Origin of the sequence: Sphingomonas piscis (assembly GCF_011300455.1) — a bacterium.
Lineage (GTDB): Bacteria > Pseudomonadota > Alphaproteobacteria > Sphingomonadales > Sphingomonadaceae > Sphingomicrobium > Sphingomicrobium piscis.
In genome coordinates, this window is the sequence record NZ_CP049869.1 from 1,034,699 (window position 1) to 1,059,899 (window position 25,201).

Consider the following 25,201-nt stretch of genomic DNA (forward strand, 5'->3'; position numbering starts at 1 on the left):
GAGATCAAGCCTGCTTCTGGGTGGTGCCTGAACTACATCGTCGCTCTCGACCAGCACTGTCCTGGTCTAGCGGGGGTATTTTTACGTGGCAGTGATGAGCGCCGCCAAGTGATAGCCGCTCTTCTAACGACGAAGCCTTTACCAACTTGTCCGAGCCTTGCAGCTGAGCTTGGCAAACTACTTCAAGGCGCAACTCACGACGAACTCCTTGAGACAGCATACGGCGATGCGGCCGATGGCCTACGAGGGGCACTTGGCCGGAGCGGCTCGCAGCCACATGCTCGCATGTTCTATCGGCTCTTGGTTGAACTACTTAGCCGTGGCGACTTCCTGTCCTCCCTCGTGAAGCACATGGACCGCCTTGACCTGCTGACGCTTCGAATTGCTCAGCGCCTGCCCGCCGATATCTGCACCCCAAAATTTGTAAGATTGATGGCAAGCCCGCGAATGGCTTCTGATGTCTGCAAGCTCGTGGACCTGCTTTCCGGTAAGGGGTTAGATCGGAGAGCGTTAGCCGAGGCAATTCGCCGGGTGAACTCACCTGACCAATTGTCAGACCTGTGGGATCGCTGGGCACAGAAGTTACAACTTCCAGAACATCCGGTGCCTGCATCGGATTGTTACTTCCCTGTGCAAACCGGTGCCGAACTGCGTAGATTAGCCCTGCGCTACCGCAACTGCGCACGTCGCTATCTGGCTCAAGTAATGGAAAGCGATTGCAGCTTTGCAGAGTTCATTCATGCCGAGGGTCGCGCGGTCGTTCACCTAGTTCGCGACCACAACGGGTGGAGACTAGAAGGCCTATTCGGCAAGGACAACGGATGTGTAGCACCTAACCTCCGCTTCGCTGCGGTAAGATATCTTGCCCGATGGGGAGTAAGAGCAGAGGACAGGCCGTCATTGCACTTGGGGGAGTGGAGTGTGCTTCGAAGACTGTCCCGATCTCACACGTTTTTCATCGGGTAGCGTAACTGGCGTGGTTGGCAGACGCCTTCGGTGACGTCGGCTGCTTCCCTGGATTCCATACTATCGATGCTCCTTCTTGTGGCTTTTCGGTTTTCAGCTCAAATTGCCCGCCAAGCCCGACAACATGATCTCGCGCTCTGTAACCCTTCAGCACGCGATGACCCAAGCTTCCGCCAAGGATAGGCTTTCCAACTCGTGCATCTCAGGCTGAAATCCTGTCCTGCTGGAAGCCACTGCGTCTATGTAACTCCACAATGCGACGCCCTGCTCATTCGTATAGCAAGTGAAGTCAGGCACTCAGTGCGCAACGCGGTCCGTCAATGTTGCAAAGGTGGGGATATTCAATCCAGCATCCTTGCGCCGCTGCTTCAGATCGTTAATCTCCTGGAGATGGGGGTCACGCGCTGCAGCTCGGAGCGGTGCGTGTGCCTGAGGCTCGCTCGGCAGGTGCCGGTTCATGGTTGAATACGATGTTAGCAACACGGTGCCCAAGGGGCATCGGAAGCAACTTACCGTCACTGACGGTGGGGGGCGCGGCGTATTTTTGACAGTGCCGAGGTTTGCGTCCGTAGGTAAAGGCGACCGCATATCCATTGATCCCGAGCACCCGCAGAATATCTACGTCGTCGCAGCTGACGATCCAAGTCAACGCATACGTATAGCTCCCCACTTTGAGACAAGTGGCAGCACCAAGTCTGGGAGCTTGCCTTTCGACTTTCGGCTAACGGAGGTGAACCGTCCGGAGGATCTGGAGGCGCTAGGATACCTCGAGCAGTTTCATTATAAGTCGTTTGCAAGCGTCGGCGATCAACTGGAAGCTTTTTCTTCGGAAGTGCGACCTAAAGCATCTTCTTCTGGGGGAAGAAGGGCCGTCGTCTTGCTTTACATTCGTCTTCTCGGGCAGTGGCAGGCAGCGGGCTACATCGAGCTTCAAATGCCCTTGATGATGTGCAAGCCGCGGCATGAGTTGTTTGATCGTCCATTCAGCCATCCCGAAAGGCCAGTGTCCTGGTCTCAATGGGATCAGCACGCGATGAAGAAATTCGTGAACATCATAACGCGAATTGGGCGCATCGTTATTCAGCCTGAACTCAGGGGCTTGGGCCTCGCTAGGCTGCTCATTGGAGCAGCTAAGGACTACTCGACCACTCGATGGCAGGTCGGAGGCCGACGCCCGTTATTCATGGAAATTTCGGCAGAGATGCTGAACTACATCGATTTCGTGTCCTCATGCGGTTTCAAATACGCTGGCCGGACTGAGGGAAACTACGACCGCATCGTGAAGGATCTCTCCTACATGCGGAAAGGCTACGATGTTGGCTCAGGCATTATGAGCTTACAGAAGAAGTATGTTGTAGCTCTTCAAAGCTATTGCAACGAAACTCGAAAAACCTTTGATGAGGCTCTTCTTCGGCTTGAGTTCGTGCTTTCGCACGAGGATCCTATTGCTCTCCTGTCGGCAGCAGAGTGGGCCGCGTTTCGACGAGTGCTGAGGAGTAGAATACCCTATTACATCTGTGGGCTCGACAAACCAGCAGAAGCTTACCTGTCGCACTTAGGACAGGAAACGCCTTTGAGTCGTTCTAAGTTCGCTGTTGCGAAGGCTCGTGTGGACATCGCTTCAGTCGCTGTGAAAAGCGTTGTCCGTTTGCCGCAAACGCGAAATGTCCGAATAATTATGGACGCATTTGGATTGGATGCCGAGGTTTTAGAAAGTGTGGTGGTTCCCCCAACACCCGTCAAAGCCTCAGCCGGCAACATCATCCTACTTGTCGGCGCAAGCGGCTCTGGGAAGAGCGCTCTCCTTCGGGCGCTAGATCCGTCGCCCGCACCTAGTGATACCTTTCAGGTGCGCTTAAACGGCACTCGCGACTACTCCTGCGGTTGGTTGAAATCCCTCCCCGAGCGTGTTCCAATCTTCGATTATTTTGCCGAACGTTATACGCCTGAAAAGGCGTTTGCCGCGTTAAGCCAAGTCGGGCTTTCGGAAGCCTTTGTTCTTGTGAAGCCGGTTGAGCTTCTTAGTCGCGGTCAGCAGTATCGAGCTATGCTCGCTGACCTCCTTCTTCGAGAAGAGCAGGTCTGGCTTCTTGACGAGTTTTGCGCTGACTTAGATCCAATAACCGCGAGGATAGTGGCGCATAATCTTCGTAAAAACGTGTTGGCTGGCGGGCGTATCGCTTTCGTGGCGGCAGCGAACCATGCCCACTTTATAGAGGCTCTGCGTCCCACGCAGGTTATTCAGCTGCGGACAGGGGGTGAGCCCCGCCTAACCAGCTACAGGAGTTACTACGATGAGCTTCTCGAACAAGCTGGCTGAGAACTTTGCCCGGGTTCTCGAAAAGAGTCCGTATGCCGTGCAAGATCAGTTGGTGAAGGTCCAATATGTCCAGCAGGGCAATAACGTAGTGTTTGGACGCACTGTAAAGCCAGGAGAGTATTCCAACCTAGCGTATATCGGCAAGATCCTCGAATCTACCGCGGGGAAAAGTTATCTCGGTGCCGACGCTTGGTTAGACGTTACTTTTCCCCACGTGATTTACATCACAGGGACACGGGGCAGCGGGAAGAGCTTTGATTTGGGAGTCATTCTCGAAGGGATATCTGCTCTTCAAGCCCCGTCTGCTATTCAAAATGATGTGACCCCGATCACCTCTATCCTCATCGACACACAAAGCCAATTCTGGACGCTGCGTTTCCCTCCAAACCAAAACATCCCGGCGAACGAACAGCAACTAGCAGAGCTTTCGAGGTGGAACCTTAAGGCCTCCGGCCTCGCGAACACGCGGTTCTACGTTCCGCCTGGCACCACGAAATTTCTGGGCGATGAGATTGAGCTCACAGTTCGACCGCAGGATGTCACTCATGCGGAGTGGTGTGCATTGCTTGGCCAAGAGGTTTACGGCCCCAAGGGCACATCCTAGCGAAGACGATAGAGGCACTTGACGGCCAGGCATACTCGATCACGGACATGACGTCTTACATCGCGACTGACACAAATTGGCCTGCGGTTGCCGACAGCAGTCGGAACGCAATCCTCTACAAGCTTGAGGATTACGAACGGACCGGCCTTTTTTCCTCCAACGGCATCTCAGCTCGAGACTTACTGGTGCCAGGCCTCTGTAACATCTTGATGCTCCGGGACCTTCGCAACCAAGATAAGTCGCTGGTCACGGCCATAATAGCTCGGCAGCTTTTCACAATCATGGGAGAGAGGCATACCAAGAAGAAAGTTGCCGACTTCTTCGGCCATGAGGATGGCGGATCTGATCTGCCTACCCGAGTGTGGTTGCTAATCGATGAGGCCCATGTCGTTGCTCCCAAAGACGAGCTATCTCCAGCAAGATCAGCGCTAGTCGAATACGTGAAGCGAGGTCGAGATGCTGGATTGTCCCTTGTCCTTGCTACACAACAACCATCTGCAGTGGATGACCGCATCTTAAGCCAAGTGAATCTTACCCTGAATCATCGTCTTACGTTTCAGACCGATATCTCCGCTGCGGCTAACAGAATCCCGACCAAGCCGATCACCTGCATGAAGATGTCTGGGACGACGTTGAACGACTTTGGCGACATGATCAGGGTGTTGGACGCGGGCCAGTGCTTCATTGGTGACCATTCCACTAGCAGAGCTGTCATGGTGCAAATCCGGCCACGTGTCTCCGCGCACGGCGGGTATAGCCCGATCTAGCGTTATGATCATCGGAGGCGACGCAGCGCAATATCAGATCTTCATGCGGAAGATCGGCTACTCGGTAGGGCTTGAGAAGACTCTCGAGCGGATATCCGATCTGTGCGACATTTATATCGAGAAGGGCCAGCTTACGCTGAGCATGTGGCAGTCTCTTGTTCACGAGAAATGGGACCTCAGAAACGATAATATCGGGGACTTTTTCTCCGCTCTAAATCTGATCAACAGATCGAAAACTAAGCTGGACGTCTTGTCCGGTTTAGACCTTTGCGCGATTGCACGACAGCTAGATGATGACCAGGTGGCTCTTAGGGCCGCGATACTACTTTTGATTGTAGAGCACGACGGCGAGATTTTCTTAAATGCACTCAGCTCGAATTTCGACGAAGGCGAGTTTGTCACTCGGCTAACCGATCTCATCACCTACAAGCGGCAGGTGCTCTTCAAGATATATAGGGCTCCAGAGATCCAGTCACAGCTGGGCCGCATCGTCGGTATTGAGAGGCAGACTTCGAACATTGGGGGTGCTGGCAAAGTGCAATCTCTAAGTGAGTCTCGGCGTTCTCAGCCCCTCGCGAAACGGACAGAGAGTATGCGCGGCGCAGGTATTCCCCAGTGGAGGTGTCCGATGATTATCTCCGCAAGGTGCTACCGCGCCGTCGTGACTGGGCTGTTTCGCTGGGGCTTTTTAACTCAGACCAAGGGCGCACCGAGGTTGCGAACCAGCTCTTGAACCATCTCGAAGAGATCGGCCTTACTTTAAGCAGCGGAGCTGTGGTTCTGTGGCCGTTCTCTCATGAGATCAGTCGATTCCGCATTAACCCGACCCAGTTCGAGAACAAGGTAATTGACTATTGGCAGCTCGCCAAAGCAGCCCTCATTGGTGTCAACGCTAGCTTCTGCGACTCTTTCGACGACACTGATCGGCAATTGTTTGTGGAGGTCTCGCGAGCTCAAGTGGAGCTCTATCGCGCCCTCAATCGTCCCAAAGCAATGCTTCGGCGCGAGCTGCCGCTAACCATCGCTTACCTCACTGTTGGGGCAGCTTTTGCAATTGCGAAGAGACCCGTGCCTGACCTTCCGAGCCTGATTGATGCCGAAAAGCAGCGGGCTGAGTCCCCCTTGGAGATTAGATCGTCTCGCAACAGTATTGGCGGCATCCTTGTGAGGTCCAAATGACCTGTAGCTTTCTTCCTTCGTTTATTGCTGATCTACAGTCCGAGTCCGACGCAAATTTCGCAAGGCGGGTTTTTCTCAAACTGTTTGAAGGTGACGGGTCATTCCGCCCTGACGTGAATGACCACCGATACCATGGGATCGAGGATGCGTGGATCCGGTATGTGAGCCAAGGCCGGTCAGCATTCCGAGTGATCTACATAAAAAAGGGCGAAAAGGTTTATCTCTATCGAGCTGGTCCGCACTCCATCGAAGACAACTTAGCTCCTCCTAACGATCTATCAGTTGCCGCTGATGTGCCAGCTGCCTTCCAAGTGGAGGGGCCGGCGACTTCGAATGAGCAAACTAACTCATCGACGGGGCGACTTATCAGCAGTCTAAGAACGCCAGCCTTGTGGCAGATCATTCACGGCAGGAGGCTTATTCCGCATAAGGAAATAATCCTCGTAAGCCCTTTCCTCACGAACTCACTTTTGGTCCGTATGGGTAAACTGGGTCGCCTCCTTGACGATTGGATCGAGGATGGCACCAAGATTACTCTGGTGACCAAGCCGCCGCCGCTTAGTGACCATGGCTTTTTCGCCGATTTAGAAGGGCGTGGTATCGACCTCCTGTTCCATCACCGCCTTCACAGCAAATTGTATGTGTTCGCAGTTGATCCTTCTCGTTTTGGCTACGGGCAAAAGGCCGATGATCTTATCGTCTTGGGTTCGGCAAATCTCACGCAGGAAGGGTTTTACTGCAATCGAGACACCGGCAACGAGGAGCTATGCTACAACCTCCCCGGTCGCGAGCGGGACAATGTGGAGTCTTACGTAGCCTATCTAGCCCTGGCTTCGAAGGATCTCATGCAATTGAAAATCAATGCCTCACGGCAAAAACTAAGGATAAGCTGATGCTGTCACCTGAAGCGTTTTATAGCGCCTGCAACCTGACCGGGAATCCCTTTCGCTCTAACCCAACCCACGCTTCTGACCCGCGGATCAACATTTGGGTTGGCTATGAAAAGCAGCAGCAGCAACTACTCAAGTTTTTAACCCGCACGCGAGCCGACCAAGTAGGCAACGCCAACTTCGTTATGCTTTATGGTGGCTACGGCACTGGTAAGTCTCACGCTTTGCTCTGGGCGCAGAACTACGTCCTTAACCGTGAGGAAGATGATTTTGACGCGGTGTGTTACTTCGTTCCAACGCTCAAGAAGGCAAAGGGGCAGCTTACTTTTGCGGGTGCGTTCCAAGACGACATCGTAGCAAAGTCCCGCTTGATTGCAGACATTCAGGCCTATCGAACTTTCCTCGGCGGCTGCATCAATCAATACCGTATTGAAAACAAGGTTTCTCACGACGTTCGCGATGAGAGCATCGTCGAAAAACTAATCGGCTCTGTTGATCTCTCCAACTTTGCGAGGGAAATCCTGAGCTGCGGCGACAGCGAAGAAAAGATTCGGAAACTAGTCTCTCCGAGCTCATTAAGCGACTACCAAGCTGTCGTAACGTTCACCCGTTTGGTGAATCTGTTCGTGCATGAAATCATCATTGGTCAGCATAAGAATAGATTTAAGAAGGCCGCTTATCTATTCATCGACGAATTGGACGACCTTCTTAGGACTACCACCAAAGAAGCTCGATTGGTCAATGACAACCTGCGACACATATACGATTCTTGCCCAAATAGTTTTTGTGTTGTGATCGCCCTCTCTGCGGAAGTTGCAGAGTTCACGACCATCTTTGAAGACTACATTCTCAGCAGAATTCAAAAACGAGTTGAGCTTCATCTTCTGGACAAGACAGATGCGTCGATCTTCATCAATGCAATAATGGACAACTCACGCGTTGATCCGTCAGGGCCGAAGGGAGCCTTCCCGTTCGAACCCCAAGCAGTCGATGCCATTGTATCGCAACTTGTGGAGATCACTCCTAGGAAGGTCGTCAACATGATGCAGCAGGTGATCGAAGAAGTTCGCCTGTCGGGCTTCGATCCTACGAAGGGACCAATCAGCTTGAATGACTTGGATAACGCGGACGTTCTGTCCGAGGTTCTAGGAGAAGGCGGCATAGCTTAAGCAGCATAGTTTCTGGCCGCGGCGCTCTAGAATGGCCTTATTATCTCCTGTTCAGCCGCTCGGAGTTCATTATGAGACCTGCGAGAACTTCAACGCTTTGGTGGCACTGGAGATTGCCCGCGGCGATGGGACCCTGCCGGCCCTGTTACAGTGCTTCCGGGCAGCTGCACGGGACCTAGCGAGCATCTATCCTCATCCTTTACTGGATGAGGTCGCCTCGGCCCCTCTTGGTAGTCGAGCTTCCATACGCTCGCTGGAACTCGCGTGTGCGGACGAAGGTGTCATTGAGAATCTGTGTGCATTGTTCTTTCAGAAGGCAGCAGACCTCCGGCTTATCGATTTGGTTCAGCATGATCCTCATCTCGCAGCTCACTCTGTGCTGTCTAGCCTGTGGAATAGCGAGATGTGGCAAGCGGATTGCACGATGTTCCGGCACAGCTGGCGGGTGGAGCATGCTTACAAAGCTAAAGGTTGGCACCTACTAAGTCCTTGGATCTTTCTGTTCGGGTCGCAGATGCCGCGGCTCCGCCAGCTCCATAAGATCGATGCGAGCTTGATCAATGTTGCGCAGACTGGAAGCTCTGTGCTCGCGACTAGTCTTCTAAGACGTGCGGGCTTGCCCGTCACAGATCACAACCTCGAACTGATATGGTTCCTCTGCTGCAACAGAGCTGAAGTTTGCGTCGTCGGGCGCGGTTCGGACGCGCGCATTTTACCCACCGAAGTCGCAATTCCGGATTTTGGACTTCTCTCTGAGATATCCACCGTTGAAGGCTGGGTTAAAAACCCCTGCAAAAGGTGGACCTCGCGCCTGACTGATTCACAGAACATCGAGGCTGATCTCCCCGAATTAGAAAAATTTCTAAGGCGCTCTAGTCGTGCAACATTGATAAGCACCTCTGACGTAGCAATCAAAATAGCCCTGCAACAGTTGGCTGCGGATCAGACTGAACAGGGACTTCCACAGCATCTCAGACGCGTCATCATACGAATGCTCGAGGGCGAACCTAAGGTGGTGAAAGTCACGGACCTTCGCCGGGCGCTGGGGGTGCCCCACCTACGAATAGATCCCTTTAGTGTCACATCAGGGCGGGTCCTAGTTTATGCACCTAGCCCCAAATTCCTAGACCCGAGCGAAACCGCGTTTGTCCTGCGCGAGTGGGTCCAAGACGCAGGCCATCAACGGGCACGGATCGCGCCGGATCGCATCCTCACACCGCTAAGGCCGGTTGTCTGGCGAGCAACGGAAGAGACCTTGCTTGCAGCCATCCGCCAGTCGCGCTCGTTCAAACTCTTCGGAATCGCATTCTGGCCCGACATTCGCAGGGCAATGCAATTAGAAGTGCCGCCCCAGGCGAAGAGGTGGGCAGATAACCATCTGTGGCAAGGAGCGGAAAGAACTCTGAAACGGAGAGGCTTCATTCTAGCAGGCGAGGTGATCTTCTCGGGGGCTCGCTGGCAAGGTCTGCCCTCCTCCCGCGCTGCCTTGCGACAAGCAGCGAAGGATCTGAGGAGCAGCCCCGACTGGCTTGAGTTGCGAGAATGTTATCTATCTGAAATGCTCGATGTGGCCCACCGATTAGTCGCCTGAAAGCGCAGAGGCAGGTTGCCGATGAGGATGGAAATCCCGTGGACGGCGACTGTGGCAATCCGAGCGGAGGGGAGTTCAGCGACGAGTTCGGCGATGATCTCGATGGCTATCCTGATGCGATGTTCCGCAAGGGCTGGTCAGTGACATCTTGGGTGCGCGATGGTGACGAGGATGATGGCGACATCGATGTTGTCGATGACGAAGAGTTCCCTGATTACGACACCGCAATCGTCCGCGCTGAGGAACTAGCTGCGCAATATCGCGTGGATATCGACCACCGTTATTGAGGCGACGGTCAACCATCATCTGCATCAACCTCAGGCCCGCTCCGCTGCTCTGTGAGCGTGTTCACGAGGTTGGCGCAGGAGATGATCCCTCAACCGTCCTGGCGCGCTCTGCGGGCCGCAAAAAGAGCCTCAGACCAAAAGCGGTTGACGAGTCGAAGAACCATCCAGACGATGCCCAGATGATCGACCAAAATGATAATCCCACCGACCACGACCCCGGGCAGGGAGATGTGAGTCCTCTCCTGGGACTCGAACCTGCCAGCACTGAAAACATGGGAGAAAAATCGACCGAGATGGAGGACTCGAACCATACTGCTTCGCTTAGTCCTCTCCTGGGCACCAACCGTGAAATCCGCACTGAAAAGGTTGGGAAATCGTCCTCCAGACGGTCTCCCGAGCGTCAATGCTACGGTTCTCTGCTACGGCATGGTGCCCATAATTCGTCCGGAAAGTCCCTGAAATCTGCGGGATACCGTTCCTCGAGCTGCTACCGATCTATCGCGCAAGGTGCGAGAGATCGATGTCGAAGAAGTGTAGTTGGCTGATCGCGTCATGGAGTGCTGCAACACGATGCCCGTAGCCGTAACTTTCTGACACGGCGCTCGCTAGCGACTTCCCGCCGACCCAGCCCCCTAACGACATGGCAAGTTCGTGTTCCACACGACCAATTCGAAGCTCATCACGGAAGTTGTGGCGGAAAGAGTGGAAGCTCGTCCGCTCTTGGCTAGCTCCGGACCGTCGTAGAAATCGCGTGAACCACTTCGAGAAGGCGACAGCACGAACGCCTTTCGATCCTCTATCAACGTCATGAAAGAGCTTCGTCTGCCCCTCCCTTAGAAGCCCTTCCGCATAACGGACTAATCCGAGGTCAATCAGCCTCCGATGGAGCGGCACGATACGTTCGCTAACGTTGGTCTTCAACTTCTTGTCGGTGCTCCCCACCAGCGAAGTTCGGGTAATACAAATGCAGGCGATCTCCTCGATGACACGAATGTCAGTGACATCAAGTTGGCAGATTTCATTCAGACGCATCCCGGTGTGAAGAGCGATCAGGGGCACCCAGAACCTAGCATTTCTTGGACGCTGCGTTCCTTGAGAATCCCAGCCCCGCTCTCCATCGGCGCAGCCGGTATAGAGCGGGGCATGGAAGATCAGCTTCAACTGCGTCGGTGAGAACGGATGTCTCTTGTCCCGACGTGCCACCTCGTCACGAAGACGAAGCCCGCGAGCAGGATTGCGGTGAATGATCTCCTCGCCCACTGCCCAATTTAGGAACGACGAGAAGTTGCCTAGGTAGGCGTTGGCATTGGCCGTGCTGATCCGCGTGATCGTGTCATCCGCACCAGCGCGCTTGGCAGCTTCGCGAAGAGCTAGACGCGGGAAATGCTTCGACGAGTTCCGTGGAAGGAACCGAAGCACCTCCAGTAGTTCCCGCACGTCCAGACGAGAGAGAGCCGCAATCGGCTTGTCGTCGCCGATGGCCGCGATGACCACGGCGCGCGTGGTCTCATATGCCTGCCGGGTCGATTGCGTCCACGAGTGGGTGGGGTCATCAAGGTAGCGCTGGTAGGCAGCACCGAGCGTCAAAGTAGAGGTAGGCCGCTGAGCATCAGATGTGACGGGCACGACGTCCAATCCCTGCGAATTTCTGACACGACGGCCCGAATCGTCTGAAAACGGTCTTAAGAGCGCGTCATCGACGGTTAGGCCGGCTTGATAGCGCGCCATCTCTATATCGGCCTCCACCTGAGCCACGATGAATGGCAGGCGGCGCAGCGCTATTTCTGGGCTGTCGGTGCGCAGGGATCGCCAAACTTCGGTTCTACTGGTCAGCCGCTGAACGTCGGCGGGAAGAGTCTTCCGGAAGTAGAAACGGCCATTTCGAACGAACACGTGCCGGGGCAATTCCCGTAGCATAGTCCCGTAGCAGCTCGAGGAACGGTATCCCGCAGATTTCAGGGACTTTCCGGACGAATTATGGGCACCATGCCGTAGCAGAGAACCGTAGCATTGACGCTCGGGAGACCGTCTGGAGGACGATTTCCCAACCTTTTCAGTGCGGATTTCACGGTTGGTGCCCAGGAGAGGACTCGAACCTCCACGCCCTTGCGAGCGCCAGCACCTGAAGCTGGTGCGTCTACCAATTCCGCCACCTGGGCACAGGGTCGTCTTGTTGGCAGGCGGCGCGGATAGGGGTGCAAGCGGCGCCTTGTCAATGGCGCTTTGGAGCCGCTAGGGCACGCGGCCATGGAACGTCTCGAACCCGCGGAACAGCTCGTCACCGTTTTCGGCGGCGGCGGCTTCATCGGCCGCTACGTATGCGAATATCTGCTGAAGGCGGGCGTCCGCGTCCGTGTTGCGTCGCGCGATCCCCGCACGGCCCATCATATCCAGCCGCTCGGACAGGTTGGGCAGGTCGGTTATGTTCGCGCCGACATCACGAACGAGCGCTCCGTTGAAGCCGCCGTTCATGGCGCCACCGCCGTGGTGAACCTTCCCGGCGTGCTCAAGGGCCGGTTCGAGGCCGTCCACGTGGACGGCGCAAGGTTCGTCGCGGAGGCGACCGCGAGGGAGGGCGCCAATGCCTTGGTCCACGTGTCCGCGATCAATGCCGACGCGGCGTCGCAATCTTCCTATGGCAGCAGCAAGGGCCGGGGCGAGGAGGCGGTCCGCGCTGCCTTTCCGCAAGCGACGATCATCCGTCCGAGCCTGGTATTCGGCCCCGAAGATCAGCTGACCAACCGATTTGCGGGCATGGCTCAGCTACCCTTTCTGCCGATCGTCGCCGCGCAAACCAAGTTCCAGCCCGTTTACGTTCGCGATCTCGGTCAGGCGATCGCCCGTGCGACACTGGAGCCACTGACCTTTGGCGGTCAGACGTTTGAGATCGGCGGACCCGAGGTAATGAGCATGCGCGATCTTCACCAAACGATCCTGGAACTCACGGGACAGACGCCCGATGTCGTTGAAGTCCCGAGCTTCGCCGCCTCCATGCTCGCCAAGTTCGGCTGGCTGCCGGGTGCGCCGCTGACCAAGGATCAATGGACGATGCTCCAGCAGGACAATGTCGCCGCCCAAGATGCTAAACGGCTGGAGGCGTTTGGGATCAAGCCGACGCCGCTAGGCGCGGTCGGACACGAATGGCTTGGCCGTTTCCACCGCGGCGGCCGCTTTGCCGGGCGGCGGATCAACCTGACGGCGACGAACTAGAACCGTGCCGATCCTGCTGCTGGTCATCATTCTCGGCATCGTCGAGGGGGTAACCGAATATCTGCCGGTGTCGTCCACCGGCCACTTGATCCTGGCTACCGAGTTGCTGGGCTTCAAGGCGGGCGACTGGGAGTTGTTCAACGTCGCCATTCAGCCGGGCGCGATCCTGGCGATCGTGGTCCTTTACTGGCGAACCTTCTGGACGGTCATCACCGGCTTGTTCAGCGTCGAAGCGGGGGCACTGGTTTTCACCCGTAACGTGCTGGTCGCCTTTTTCCCGGCCGTGGTGCTTGGGCTCGCCCTTGGCGACTATATCGACCTTCTGCTGGAAAACGCAGTGGTGGTCGCCTGGGCGCTGATCATCGGCGGCATCGCCATCCTGATCGTCGAGCGGTTCGCCAAGCCGGTGCATGTCGGCGGGGTTGCCAACGTGTCGCTGAAGCAATCGGTGGCGGTCGGTCTGGTGCAGTGCCTCGCCATGATCCCAGGCGTCAGCCGCTCGGGCGCCACCATCCTTGGTGCGATGAGCTTCGGCGTCGACCGTCGCACGGCGGCGGAGTTCAGCTTCTTCCTTGCGGTTCCGACCCTCGCCGGCGCTACGACCCTGCAATTGTTCAAGCACCGGGACCAGATCACCTCCGACCAGATCGGCTACATCGGTCTCGGTGCGTTCGTGTCCTTCATCGTCGCCGTCGTGGTGGTCAAAGCCTTCATGGCGATCGTCACCCGCTTCGGTTTCGGCCCATTCGCCTGGTATCGGATCATTGCCGGAGCCGCGGCGCTGATCTGGCTGGGAATGCGCTGATACATCTGGCATTCAGCTTCTGCTAAGCTGTTGATTGGCAAGGGTCCATCATGCGTAGCCTGTTCGCTTTTGCACTCCTTGGAGTCGCTGCTGCTCCAGCCGCTGCCCAGCCGGCGGTGCCCGACGCCACCGAGATCCAGCGCGCGCTCAACGATCCAGCGATCACCGATCAGCTGACGCGAGTGCTGCCGGCACTTGGTGACGCGTTGCTGAACATGCCCGTGGGCCCGCTCCAGGCAGCTATCGAGGGCCGGCCGGCGACCCGCGCCGATCAGCGCACCACTGTCCGTGACCTCGGCCGTCGCAGGGATCCGAACTTCGACCGCAAGCTGAAGGCGGATCTGGCGAACAGCGGCGAGACGATGAAGGCGGGCATGAAAGCGATGTCCACGGCGCTGCCGGCGATAGTGGAAGGCTTGCAGAAAGCGGCGGCAGAGGTGGAGAAGGCAACCGCGAACCTTCCATCCCCAACTTATCCCAAGCGCTGAGCCGCAGCGCCTAGACCAATTCGTTAACACCGTTAAAGCGGCTGCCATGTGGCAGCTGTTCCAATTTCCGCTGTGCCCCTTCTCCCGCAAGGTCCGGCTTGTGCTCGCCGAAAAGGGCGTGGCCCATGAACTGGTGCGCGAATATCCCTGGGCACGGCGCGACGAGTTCATCGACCTCAACCCTGCGTGTGAGACGCCGGTCATGGTCGACACTGAGACAGGCACGAGCCTGATCGGAAGCCAGCCGATCATCGAGTTCTTCGAAGAGACGGTCGACAAGATGCCGATGATCCACGGCGATGCGGCGCACCGGGCAGAAATCCGCCGACTGGTCGAATGGTTCGACGAGAAGTTATTTCGCGAAGTGGTCGAGCCGATCATGAATGAGCGGATGCGCAAGCGGATCGTCGACCGTGCGGCGCCCGACACGAAGATGCTCCGCGAGGCGATGCGGATCGCCAACGGGCATCTGGATTATCTCGATTATCTGCTCGATCATCGCCGTTGGATGGCGGGCGCTGGGCTGAGCCTGGCGGACTTCACAGCGGCAGCACATTTGTCGGTGGTGGATTACCTCGGCGGGCTAGACTGGCGCGGGCACAAGCAGACCAAGGACTGGTACTCGGTCATGAAGTCGCGGCCCGGTTTCCGGCCGCTCCTTGGGGAGCGAATGGAAGTCATCGTTCCTCCGCAGCACTACGACAAGGTGGACTTTTAGCAGCAGCCGCCGAGAGCAAGCGAGGCTTTGCAAAGCAAAGACGAGCTTGGTCGAGTGATGGCGAATGCCGGCCGGCGGGTCGGCGCAGCCGAACCCGACCGACGTCACGCGATTCACTTGCGTGACGGCCCCTCCGCCATGCTGCGCATGGGTCGCCCTCCCCGCCACGGGGATGACCTTAGGCGTGAACCGCCGCCACCAGATAGTTTAGCGACAAATCCTCGCTGATATGCAACCCACGGGTCGGTGACACGGCAATCCCCTCAACGTCGACGCACCGTAGCCCCGCATCCGCAAGCAAGACCTTCATGCGATCCGGCGCAATGAACTTGTCGAAGTCGTGCGTGCCGCGCGGTATCCGTCCGAACCCTTCCGCCAGCGTGATGGTCAGCAGCCTCGACCAGGCGGTCTGGTTTGGCGTGGACAGGATCATCAGGCCGCCCGGCGCGAGCCGCGCCGCCAGTGCCTTGATGAACGCACCCGGGTCCACGACATGCTCGACCACCTCAAGCGAAGTAACCAGGTCGAACCGACCTTCCAGGTCAGCAACGTCGGCGACCCGATAGGTGATCTCCAGCCCCTGCCCCGCTGCATGCGCCTGCGCGGCAGCGATCAGCTCTGGCGCCGCATCGACTCCGGTGACCTCGGCCCCCATCCGCGCCAGCGGCTCGCACAGCAGTCCGGCCCCGCAACCGACATCCAGCGCCGTCTTACCCTCCAGCGGTCGCCTCGCGCACTCGTCCAACGACCAATGCTGATCCACCTGGTCACGAATATAGGACAGCCGCACCGGGTTGAGCTTGTGGAGCATGGCTGAGCTGCCGTTCGGGTCCCACCAGTCCTGGGCCATGGCCCCGAAATGCCGGGCCTCACCGGCGACGATCGTGGATCCCGTAGCGCTTGTGCTTGCCATTTATGCTTTCTAACAGGGCGCCGCACTCGCAGCTACAGGATACGAAGACCTCCGCCATGGCCCGCATCGTGATGAAGTTCGGCGGCACGTCGATGGCGGGCATCGAGCGGATCCGCAACGTCGCGAGCCGCGTGAAGCGGGAACGCGAGGCCGGCAACGAGGTGCTGGTGGTCGTCTCCGCCATGGCCGGCGAGACCGACCGGCTGGTGCAGCTTTGCCGCGAAGCCTCCGCTTTGTCCGACCCCAAGGAATATGACGTCGTCGTTGCCAGCGGCGAGCAGGTGACGGCGGGCCTGCTTGCGATGACCCTTCAGGGCATGGGTTTGAAAGCGCGTAGCTTCATGGGATGGCAGTTGGTGCGCTCGGTCGGTGCCCACGGCAACAGCCGCATCGAAGCGATCGAACGCGAGTTGCTCGACGAGGCGCTTCATGGCGGCACCGTGGCGGTCATCCCCGGCTTTCAAGGCGTCAGCGAGGACGGGCGGGTCACCACCTTGGGCCGCGGCGGTTCCGACACCTCCGCAGTCGGCATTGCCGCCGGTGTTGGGGCTGACCGCTGCGACATCTACACGGACGTGGACGGAGTCTACACCACCGACCCGCGCATTGTGCCGCGGGCACGCAAGCTGGACTTCATCACCTTCGAAGAAATGCTGGAGCTTGCAGGCGTCGGCGCCAAGGTGCTGCAGACACGCTCGGTCGGGCTCGCGATGCGCGAAAACCTGCCGTTGCGCGTGCTATCGGCATTCGAAGACCTGCCGGGCACCGAAGTCGTCGCCGAATTGGGAGCGGACATGGAACGCAATACGATCGCCGGGATCGCTACCGACCGGAACGAAGCCAAGATCACCCTCACGCGCCTCGCCGATCGCGCCGGCGTCGTCGGCGCCGTGCTCGGCCCCTTGGCGGAGGCAGGTATCGCCATCGACATGATTGTCCAGGCCGCCAGCCGGGAGGGCGCGGAGAGCGACATCACCTTTACCGTGCCCACCGCCTCGCTCCACCAGGCAATGGCGGTGATCGAGACGCGCAAGGCAGATATCGGCTACGACGAAATGCTGTTCGATCCGAACGTCGCCAAGGTCAGCATCGTCGGCGTCGGCATCCGTTCCAACCCCGCGCTGGCCGCAACCATGTTCAAGGCGCTTGCCGAAGCGCGCATCAACCTGATCGCGGTGTCGGCCAGCGAGATCAAGGTAAGCGCCCTGATGACCGAGGACCAGATGGAAACGGCGGTGCGGGTGCTTCACACCGCCTTCGGGCTGGACTCGCGCCCCGATGAAAAAGCCGCCGGAGCCGCTGCGTGAGCGGTGAGGGCCTGATCGCCGATACGCGTCCGATGCATGCCTCGATCGGGCATGCCCGCCTCGAGGAACTGATGCAGCGCGGCACCGATTTCCTCGGCTGTGAGGTCGCGGTGCTCGGCGGCGCCATGAGCTGGGTGTCGGAGCGCAACCTCGTCTCCGCCATCTCCAACGCCGGCGGTTTCGGCGTGATCGCCTGCGGTGCGATGACTCCCGAGCTGCTCGACACGGAGATTGCCGAAACCAAGGCGCGTACCGCCAAGCCGTTCGGCGTCAACCTCATCACCATGCACCCGCAACTAAGCGATTTGATCGATGTCTGCGGCAAACATGGTGTCGGCCACGTTGTGCTTGCCGGTGGCCTTCCCCCGGGTGGAGCGATCGACCGCATCAAAGGCAATGGCGCCAAGCTGATCGCCTTCGCTCCCGCGCTGGCCTTGGCTAAGAAATTGATGCGCTCGGGCGCAGACGCGCTGGTGATCGAGGGCATGGAAGCAGGCGGCCACATCGGCCCTGTCTCCACGTCGGTTCTGGCACAGGAGATCCTGCCGTCCGTGTGCAACGACATCCCCGTCTTCGTCGCCGGGGGCATCGGGCGCGGCGAGGCGATCGCCGCTTACCTGGAGATGGGCGCGGTTGGCGTTCAGCTCGGTACCCGCTTCGTTTGCGCCACCGAGAGCATCGCCCATGCCAACTTCAAGAAGGCATTCATCCGCGCCTCGGCCCGCGATGCCATACCGTCCGTGCAGATCGATCCGCGCCTGCCCGTGATCCCGGTCCGCGCGCTGAAGAACCGCGAAATGGAGAATTTCGCGGCCAAGCAGCGGGAGGTTGCGGGCCTGCTCGACACCGGCACAGTGGAAATGGCCGAGGCGCAGCTCCAGATCGAGCATTACTGGGCGGGTGCGCTCCGGCGCGCCGTGATCGACGGCGACGTCGAGAGCGGCTCCGTCATGGCCGGGCAATCGGTTGGCATGGTGACCAAGGAGCAGCCGGTCGCCGAAATCCTTGACGAGCTGATGGAGCAGGCTGCGGCGGCGCTCGAAAGCCGAGCATAGTAAGCTACCCGCTCCGCTGTGAAGAGTTCAGCGTGACAGCCCACGGAGCAATCTGGTAGCCGTCCGCCATGCCGCTGACCGCCGCCGCTGCTTCACGCGAAATCCTGACGGGCCTGCATGACATCATGGCGAGCCGCGGCAGCACGCAGTCGAAGCTCGACCAGGTCGTCGATCTCATTGCCGACAAGATGCGGAGCGAAGTCTGCTCCATCTACCTTCTTCGCGACAGCTCGCTCGAACTCTACGCAACCCACGGCCTGCGCAAGGAAGCGGTGCATGTCACTCGGCTGAAGCTGGGCGAAGGTTTGACTGGCAGCATTGCCGGCGAAGGAAGGATCCTCAACCTCGCTGAGGCGGCCGATCATCCGGCCTTCGCTTATCGACCGGAAACTGGGGAAGAGCGCTTTCACAGCTTCGCCGGCGTTCCGATCCTCCGGTCTGAGAGCGCCATCGGGGTGTTGGCCGTCCAACATGCCGAGCCACGCCGCTACGAAGACGTGGAAATCGAAGCATTGCAGACTGTGGCCATGGTGCTTGCGGAGATGATCGCCGGGGCGCGGCTCGTCGACGGATCGCGGCGCGGCCAGGCCGGCACGGGCGCCTTGCGGCTCGCCGGGCTGCGGCTGGTGACCGGCATGGCGAAGGGAACGGCGGTGTTCCACCAGCCACGCGTGGTCGTGGAACATACGGTTGCCGACGACACCGAGGCCGAGCGCGACCGCGTTTATTCCGCCTTCCGGAAGATGCGCGAGCAGATCGATGCCATGACCCGAGAGGCCGAGTTCGGGCCCAGCGGCGAGCATCAGGAGATCCTCGCCACTTACCGGATGTTCGCCTACGACGAGGGCTGGTCGCGGCGGATCAACGAGGCGATCGACAGCGGCCTGACCGCCGAAGCCGCGATCGAGCGTGTCCAGCAGCGGACCCGCGCCCGGATGCAGGAGATCGACGATCCCCTGCTTCAGGAGCGGATGCACGACCTTGAGGATCTGTCCAACCGGCTTCTGCGCATCGTCGCCGGGCGGATGGGAACCGCGGCCGACATCGGGCTGACCGGCGACACGGTGCTGATCGCCCGCAACCTGGGGCCGGCGGAATTGCTCGAATATGACCGGCGCCGTTTAAAGGCCGTGCTGCTCGAAGAAGGATCGCTGACCGCCCACATGACCATCGTCGCTCGTGCCATGGGCGTTCCGGTCGTCGGCCGCCTGAGCGACATCCGCCACAGCGTCAACGAAGGCGAGACCATCCTCGTCGACGGCGACAATGGCAGCATCATCATCCGTCCCAATCGCTCGCTGGTCTCTACCTTCGAGCACCGGATGGCGGTTAGCCAGAAGCGGCGCGCCGAATATGCGGCGATCCGCGACTTGCCGGGCCGAACACTCGACGGGGCGGATGTCAGCATCATGGTCAATGCCGGGCTGGCGGAAGACGCCAACCTCATCGAAGCCACCGGTGCCGACGGCATCGGCCTGTTCCGGACCGAATTCCAGTTCCTCGTTTCCGCCTCGCTGCCGGGACGTGACCGGCAGCAGAAACTCTACGCCCGCGTCTTGGAAGCCGCCGGCGACAAACCGGTGACGTTTCGAACCGTGGACATCGGCGGCGACAAGGCGCTTCCTTACATGCGGGACAAGGCCGACGAGGCGGAAAATCCGGCAATGGGCTGGCGCGCCCTTCGTCTGTCGCTCGACCGGACGACGCTGATGAAGGCGCAGACCCGTGCACTTCTGGAAGCAAGCGCCGGCCGACCGCTGCGAATCATGTTCCCAATGGTGTCGGAGCCTTGGGAATATGAGGATGCCCGGCGGCTGGTCGAGGAGCAGGTCGCCTGGGCCGAGGCGAGCAAGCGCCCGTTGCCGTGCAGGATCGAATTTGGCGCGATGCTGGAGGTACCGGCACTGGCCGAGATGCTCGACGTGCTCCTGCCGCGGCTCGATTTCCTGTCGATCGGCACCAACGACCTGACTCAATTCCTCTTCGCGGCCGACCGGGCCGATCCGCGGCTGGCGGAGCGCTACGACTGGCTGAGCCCAGCCATCCTCCGTTTCATCCGCCGTGTCGTGCGGGCGGCGTCGGCCGCAAATGTACCGGTGCGGGTCTGCGGCGAAATGGGTGGACGACCTCTGGAGGCCATGGCTTTGGTCGGGATCGGCGTTCAGGGACTGTCGATCACGCCCGCCGCTGTTGGGCCCGTCAAGGCAATGGTGCGCTCGCTAAACCATGCCGCAATCAGCGCACGGATGGATCATTTGCTCGATCACCCGCCGCGAGACATGCGTAAGACGCTCAGCGATTGGGCGAAGCGGAATGCAGTCGTCGTCGGCTAGCGGTTGACAGCCCTGTCGGCTGCCTGAAAGACACAAGTTAGAGGTTAAGAAGGGCGAGCGATGGACGACACGGATGAAGCGGTGGTCGCCACAGCAGGCGAAAGGCTGCGTGCCGCCCGCGAGGAGCGCTCACTCAGCCTTGAGGAAGTCGCTGCTCAGACCCGTATTCCACGTCGGCACCTGGAGAGCCTGGAATCGTCCGAGTGGGACAAGCTGCCGGCCCCCACCTATACAATCGGTTTTGCCAAGAGTTATGCCTCCGCCGTCGGACTTGATCGCAATGACATCGGCGACCAGCTGCGCGCAGAACTGGGCGGCGCGCGTGGGGCCACTGCCGACACGGAGGTGTTCGAGGCCGCGGATCCGGCGCGCGCCATGCCGAAGTGGCTCGTCTTTGCGGCCATTGTTGCGGTGATCATTCTGGTGGCGGGGCTCAGCTGGTATAATCGCCGGTCGCTGGAGCAGCCTGCCGATCAGCCCGCGGGGATCAACGCTGTTGAGCCTGTGGTTGCCACCGCGACCCAGCCACAGGCGCCCGCCCCATCAGCACAGGGCCCCGTCGTTGTCTCGGCCACTGAGCCGGCCTGGGTTCAAGTGAAGGACCAGGGGCGCACCCTGTTCGAAGGGATGATGAGCCCGGGACAGACCTTCGCTGTCCCCGCAACTGCCACAGCTCCGCTGCTGAAAGCCGGAAAGCCGGAGGCCCTTCGGATCACCGTTGGTAACAATGTCGCGCCGCCCGTCGGTCCAGCAGGCCGGGTCGCCTCCAACGTCAGCCTGCGTGCGGCCGACCTGATGCGCGCCCCGCAATCGCCGTCGGCGGGTGCTTCGGCGCCCTCGCCCGAGCAACCGCAGCCCCACTGATTCATCGAAGCGTCAGGTGCGAGGCCCCACATGATCAACTCTGCTTCGCTTAAGGTCCGTTGATGCGCCCGATCGCCTTACTGTTCGTCGCCGCTTTCGCACTCGCCGCCCCTGCTTCCGGCCAGCGGCAGCCAACGCCTGAGCAGCGCATCGATCGGCTGGAAAAGCAGTTGCGCCAGGTTCAAGGCCGCGTGTTCCAGCGTGGACAGCCCGTCGACACCGCCGGGTTCGACTATGAGCCCGCGGCACCCCTGTCGTCGGTCGCCACCGTTAGCGACCGGCTCACGGCGCTTGAACGACAGATGAGCGACATCCAGCGCCTCTCGGAAGAGAATGGTAACCGCCTGCGGTCGATCGAGTCTGCAGTCAGTCAGCTCCGTACCGAACAGTCCGACCGGGTCACGAGCCTGGAGCGCCGGGTACAGGAACTTGGCGCCGCACCGCCGGCGTTGGGCACGGCGGCCCAGCCCGCAACGAACCTTCAGCCCACGGGCAGCGCCAGCACACCAAGGGTTAGCACGCCCGTTCCCGTACCCTCGGCCGGGAACACGGCCGCCGTTCCTCAGGACGATCCCGGGGAAGAAGCCTACAGCGTCGGCTTCCGCTTGTGGCAGGGTGGACAATATTCGCAGGCCATCGCTGCTTTAAGGCAGTTCAAGTCGACCTACCCCAATCATCGTCGGACCAGCTGGGCCAACAACCTCATCGGCCGTGCTCTTCTGGATTCCGGCCAGCCGCGCGATGCAGCGACCACCCTGCTCGACAACTACCGGTCCAACCCGAAGGGTGAGCGTGCACCGGACAGCCTTTATTATCTCGGGCAAGCGCTGATGAAGCTCAACCAGCCGACCCAGGCCTGCAACGCTTATGCCGAGCTTGAGTCGATTTACGGCGGCAAGATTCGGGCCGACCTCCAGAAGCTGCTGCCCGACGCTAAGGCGCAGGCGCAGTGCCGCTGACGCAAGGCGCTCTTCCTAGGCACCAGTGAAGGGGCGCCTTCCCGAAGGCGCACGCCTTGAGCGCTTCCGGGAACGCCTTCGATTGCTGCTGCCTGAGGATCGGGCCCTTGGCATCGCCGTATCCGGCGGTTCCGACAGCATGGCGCTCCTGCTGTTGGCCGCAGCGAGCGGTCGACCGGTCGAAGCCGCCACGGTTGATCACCGTTTGAGGGAAGAAAGCAGCCACGAAGCCTCGTGGGTCGGGGAGCGTTGCGGGGAGTTGGGCATCCCGCACGTCGTGCTTGAGGCTGAATGGGCGCAGCGCCCGGCCTCGGCCGTTCAGGAGCAGGCGCGTGACGAGCGCTATCGTCTTCTTGGCAATTGGGCTGCCCGCCGCAGCCTGTCGGCCATACTGGTGGCCCATCACGCCGACGATCAGGCGGAAACGCTGTTGATGCGCCTGGCGCGTGGTGCGGGTGTCCGAGGCCTTGCAGGAATGCGCGAGGTTGCCCCGCTTCCGGGCCGCCGGTCCGTCCCGCTGATCCGACCGCTGCTGACTTGGCGAAAAAGCGAACTCGAGGCGATCTGCTCGGACGCGGGGATCACGCCCCGGCAGGACTTATCGAACGTGGATGCCCAATATGAGCGGCCTCGAGTTCGACACGCTCTTGCTGAGCTTGCCTGGCTGTCGGCAGAGCACCTTGGTCGAAGCGCCGCGCACCTTGCGGCGGCGGATGAGGCAATCGAGTGGGCAACGGACCGAGCGTGGAATGAAAGTGTCCGTTTGTCGCCAACCGGTATCGACTACACACGATCCGAGCCGGTGGAGGTGCAACGGCGAATCTTGCTTAAGATTCTGGGCACCCTCGGTACCGGCCAGGAGCCTAGAGGAGCCGAACTGTCGCGCATGATGTCCTCGCTTGAAGAAGGAGGGACGGCGACGCTGCGCGGCGTGCTTTGCAGCGGTGGCCGCATCTGGCGATTTGAACCGGCGCCGCCGCGCAAACAGCGGACGTGACGTCCGAACTGTTAACCTTCTTCATTCTCTGCGACTTAATGGACCGCCGGTAAATTCTCCATAACGGACCTAAATGGAGGGGCGGGTGCAGCTGGCAACAATAGTGATGAGCCGCTTGCGTGGGCGCCACACCCCCGGAACTGTTGGATTGGCGAGCAGCCAGGCAATCACCACCTGCGCAACCCTGGTCGCAACGGCCATGTTCGTCGCGGTAGCGGGCGACGTGCTGCCGGCAGCATGGTCATCGTCGCAATCGTCGACGCTTTCCATCGCACTGTTGCTCAACGTCGCCATCATCCTGTTCGGCTACAGCCGCTCCAAGGATCTGAAGAAGGCCCTTAACGCGCAACAAGAGGCGCAGGCCCTGGCGCATCGCACCGCCTATACGGATCACACCACCGGGCTCGCCAATCGCCGCGCGCTGATGGATGAACTGGTGAAGGCCTCGTCGCTAGGGCGAACCCACAGCCTTCTCCTGCTCGACCTCGACTATTTCAAGAAGGTCAACGACCTTCACGGACATATGGCCGGTGACGAGCTGCTCCGGATGGTGGCCAATGTCCTCCGCGCCACCACACCCGAGGGTTCCTGCTGCGCTCGTCTCGGCGGTGATGAATTCGCCGTTCTGGTGCCCTCGGAACTCAGTGACGCGGACGCCAATCTGGTCGCCGAATTCATCACGGGTGAGATCGCTCAGCCGCTCACGATCAGCGCGAACATCCTGCAGGTCTCAGCCTCTATCGGCATTGTGACCTTCGATAAAAGCATGAGCGCGGAGGATGCCCTGCGCCGGGCAGACATCGCCATGTATGCAGCGAAGCGCGCCGGCCGGAATTGCTATGCGCGGTTCGACACCGCCATGGAGACGCAGCTGCAGAGCCGCACTGCGCTGGAAAACGAGATCCGGTCTGGGATCGAGAGGGGCGAGTTCCTCCCCTACTTTCAGCCGCAAATCGACCTTCAGAGCTCGGAACTGATCGGCTTCGAAGTGCTGGCGCGCTGGCATTCGGAAAAGCGGGGCGTTCTTGAGCCGGCAGGATTCCTCGAAATCGCCGAGGCCTGCGGGCTGATCGGCGCATTGTCGATGAACGTCATGCGCTCGGCGCTTGAACAGGCTCGCGACTGGCCCGGGCACCTCAAGATTGCGGTCAATATCTCGCCGATCCAGTTCCGCGACCGCCACCTGTCGGAGCGCATCCTGAAGCTACTGACGGAGACCGGCTTTCCCGCCGCAAGACTGGAACTTGAGATTACCGAGACCGCGATTCTGGAAGATCGAGAGCTCGCGCTTGCGACCGTTCAAAGCCTGAAGAATGTCGGGATAAGCATCTCGCTCGACGATTTCGGCACCGGCTACGCCTCACTGTCGCAGCTTCAGGCACTACCCTTCGACCGGATCAAGATCGACCGCAGTTTCGTGGGCACCCTGCTCAGCAACGATCAGAGCGAGGCGATCGTCAGCACCATCGCCGGCCTGGCTAAGGCGCTTCATCTTCCCCTCACTGCCGAGGGGGTCGAGACACACGCGACAATGGAGCGGCTCCGGCACCTCGGCTGCAGCGATGCGCAAGGATGGCTGTTCGGCAAAGCGATGCCGGCTGCGGACGTATGCCGGCGGCTTGGCCTTGCGGCCGGTCCACGCGATGGCGTTGGAGCGGAGGCGGAGACCGTTTCCCGCGAGCGACGCGACCACTTCCGCCGCTCCTCGGCCGAACGGCGCTGCGCCTGAACTGTCGCAAGTCCGGACAGACGGGTTCACACACCCGTAATCCCATCGTT

The 25,201-nt window shown here is 59.7% G+C and carries 22 protein-coding genes and 1 tRNA gene; 19 read left to right on the forward strand and 4 right to left on the reverse strand.

Going from position 1 to position 25,201, the window contains the following annotated elements:
* Positions 1-1,423: 1,423 nt before the first annotated feature.
* Positions 1,424-3,286 carry an ATP-binding cassette domain-containing protein gene (locus tag G7077_RS05085; protein WP_166410768.1) on the forward strand — a complete coding sequence of 621 codons (1,863 nt, stop codon included), beginning with the start codon at positions 1,424-1,426 and terminating at the stop codon, positions 3,284-3,286.
* Entirely contained in the window at positions 3,261-3,890 is a 630-nt protein-coding gene (locus tag G7077_RS05090) for an ATP-binding protein (protein WP_166410769.1), read from the forward strand. Before G7077_RS05085 ends, G7077_RS05090 begins: the two co-directional genes overlap by 26 nt.
* Before the next feature lie 556 nt (positions 3,891-4,446).
* Here the strand turns inward: G7077_RS05090 and G7077_RS14275 are convergent.
* The gene (locus tag G7077_RS14275; RefSeq protein WP_281347058.1) at positions 4,447-4,575 is read right to left on the reverse strand and encodes a hypothetical protein; all 129 of its coding nucleotides are present in this window, start codon (positions 4,573-4,575) and stop codon (positions 4,447-4,449) included.
* Between the two features lie 125 nt (positions 4,576-4,700).
* Here G7077_RS14275 and G7077_RS05095 point away from each other — a divergent pair, with 125 nt between their 5' ends.
* The 6 genes from G7077_RS05095 (at position 4,701) to G7077_RS05120 (ending at position 9,773) form a co-directional block, all read left to right on the forward strand.
* Complete coding sequence (locus tag G7077_RS05095) at positions 4,701-5,390, forward strand: hypothetical protein (protein WP_166410770.1); 690 nt, start codon at positions 4,701-4,703, stop codon at positions 5,388-5,390.
* Positions 5,387-5,836 (forward strand): hypothetical protein, encoded by a 450-nt coding sequence (locus tag G7077_RS05100; protein ID WP_166410771.1) that lies wholly within the window; start codon positions 5,387-5,389, stop codon positions 5,834-5,836. Before G7077_RS05095 ends, G7077_RS05100 begins: the two co-directional genes overlap by 4 nt.
* 188 nt (positions 5,837-6,024) lie before the next feature.
* Positions 6,025-6,729, forward strand: coding sequence for a phospholipase D-like domain-containing protein (locus G7077_RS05105; RefSeq protein ID WP_166410772.1), 705 nt, complete (start codon positions 6,025-6,027; stop codon positions 6,727-6,729).
* On the forward strand, positions 6,729-7,895 hold the full coding sequence (locus G7077_RS05110) for a hypothetical protein (protein WP_166410773.1): 1,167 nt from the start codon (positions 6,729-6,731) through the stop codon (positions 7,893-7,895). Before G7077_RS05105 ends, G7077_RS05110 begins: the two co-directional genes overlap by 1 nt.
* Positions 7,896-7,926: 31 nt before the next feature.
* On the forward strand, positions 7,927-9,486 hold the full coding sequence (locus G7077_RS05115; protein ID WP_166410774.1) for a hypothetical protein: 1,560 nt from the start codon (positions 7,927-7,929) through the stop codon (positions 9,484-9,486).
* A 38-nt stretch (positions 9,487-9,524) separates the two neighbouring features.
* A complete protein-coding gene (locus G7077_RS05120; RefSeq protein WP_166410775.1) occupies positions 9,525-9,773 on the forward strand; it encodes a hypothetical protein in 249 nt (82 codons plus the stop codon).
* Positions 9,774-10,268: 495 nt separating this feature from the next.
* Here the strand turns inward: G7077_RS05120 and G7077_RS05125 are convergent, their stop codons facing one another.
* Positions 10,269-11,666 (reverse strand): site-specific integrase, encoded by a 1,398-nt coding sequence (locus G7077_RS05125; RefSeq protein ID WP_166410776.1) that lies wholly within the window; start codon positions 11,664-11,666, stop codon positions 10,269-10,271.
* Positions 11,667-11,845: 179 nt separating this feature from the next.
* Positions 11,846-11,932, reverse strand: a tRNA-Leu gene (locus tag G7077_RS05130).
* 88 nt (positions 11,933-12,020) lie between these two features.
* Here G7077_RS05130 and G7077_RS05135 point away from each other — a divergent pair.
* From G7077_RS05135 to G7077_RS05150, 4 genes are read left to right on the forward strand one after another with little or no spacing between them, the layout of a single operon-like run.
* The gene (locus G7077_RS05135) at positions 12,021-12,983 is read left to right on the forward strand and encodes a complex I NDUFA9 subunit family protein (protein ID WP_166410777.1); all 963 of its coding nucleotides are present in this window, start codon (positions 12,021-12,023) and stop codon (positions 12,981-12,983) included.
* A gap of 4 nt (positions 12,984-12,987) precedes the next feature.
* The gene (locus G7077_RS05140; protein WP_166410778.1) at positions 12,988-13,788 is read left to right on the forward strand and encodes an undecaprenyl-diphosphate phosphatase; all 801 of its coding nucleotides are present in this window, start codon (positions 12,988-12,990) and stop codon (positions 13,786-13,788) included.
* Positions 13,789-13,838: 50 nt separating this feature from the next.
* Positions 13,839-14,276 carry a hypothetical protein gene (locus G7077_RS05145; protein ID WP_166410779.1) on the forward strand — a complete coding sequence of 146 codons (438 nt, stop codon included), beginning with the start codon at positions 13,839-13,841 and terminating at the stop codon, positions 14,274-14,276.
* Positions 14,277-14,322: 46 nt separating this feature from the next.
* A complete protein-coding gene (locus tag G7077_RS05150; protein WP_166410780.1) occupies positions 14,323-14,994 on the forward strand; it encodes a glutathione S-transferase family protein in 672 nt (223 codons plus the stop codon).
* 178 nt (positions 14,995-15,172) lie between these two features.
* On the opposite strand, the gene ubiG is transcribed toward G7077_RS05150, so the two are convergent.
* The gene (ubiG, locus tag G7077_RS05155) at positions 15,173-15,907 is read right to left on the reverse strand and encodes a bifunctional 2-polyprenyl-6-hydroxyphenol methylase/3-demethylubiquinol 3-O-methyltransferase UbiG (protein WP_166410781.1); all 735 of its coding nucleotides are present in this window, start codon (positions 15,905-15,907) and stop codon (positions 15,173-15,175) included.
* 56 nt (positions 15,908-15,963) lie between these two features.
* Here ubiG and G7077_RS05160 point away from each other — a divergent pair, with 56 nt between their 5' ends.
* From G7077_RS05160 to G7077_RS05190, 7 genes are all read left to right on the forward strand, one after another.
* Positions 15,964-17,214 (forward strand): aspartate kinase, encoded by a 1,251-nt coding sequence (locus G7077_RS05160; RefSeq protein ID WP_166410782.1) that lies wholly within the window; start codon positions 15,964-15,966, stop codon positions 17,212-17,214.
* 32 nt (positions 17,215-17,246) lie between these two features.
* Positions 17,247-18,269 (forward strand): NAD(P)H-dependent flavin oxidoreductase, encoded by a 1,023-nt coding sequence (locus tag G7077_RS05165; RefSeq protein ID WP_206367732.1) that lies wholly within the window; start codon positions 17,247-17,249, stop codon positions 18,267-18,269.
* A gap of 68 nt (positions 18,270-18,337) precedes the next feature.
* A complete protein-coding gene (gene ptsP / locus G7077_RS05170; protein ID WP_166410783.1) occupies positions 18,338-20,602 on the forward strand; it encodes a phosphoenolpyruvate--protein phosphotransferase in 2,265 nt (754 codons plus the stop codon).
* Between the two features lie 60 nt (positions 20,603-20,662).
* Positions 20,663-21,466 (forward strand): helix-turn-helix domain-containing protein, encoded by an 804-nt coding sequence (locus G7077_RS05175; RefSeq protein WP_166410784.1) that lies wholly within the window; start codon positions 20,663-20,665, stop codon positions 21,464-21,466.
* Between the two features lie 62 nt (positions 21,467-21,528).
* On the forward strand, positions 21,529-22,425 hold the full coding sequence (locus G7077_RS05180) for a tetratricopeptide repeat protein (RefSeq protein ID WP_166410785.1): 897 nt from the start codon (positions 21,529-21,531) through the stop codon (positions 22,423-22,425).
* 25 nt (positions 22,426-22,450) lie between these two features.
* Positions 22,451-23,422: a tRNA lysidine(34) synthetase TilS gene (tilS, locus tag G7077_RS05185; protein WP_166410786.1), complete on the forward strand. Its 972-nt coding sequence runs from the start codon at positions 22,451-22,453 to the stop codon at positions 23,420-23,422.
* Between the two features lie 106 nt (positions 23,423-23,528).
* Positions 23,529-25,151, forward strand: coding sequence for a putative bifunctional diguanylate cyclase/phosphodiesterase (locus tag G7077_RS05190; protein ID WP_166410787.1), 1,623 nt, complete (start codon positions 23,529-23,531; stop codon positions 25,149-25,151).
* Positions 25,152-25,201: the final 50 nt, after the last annotated feature.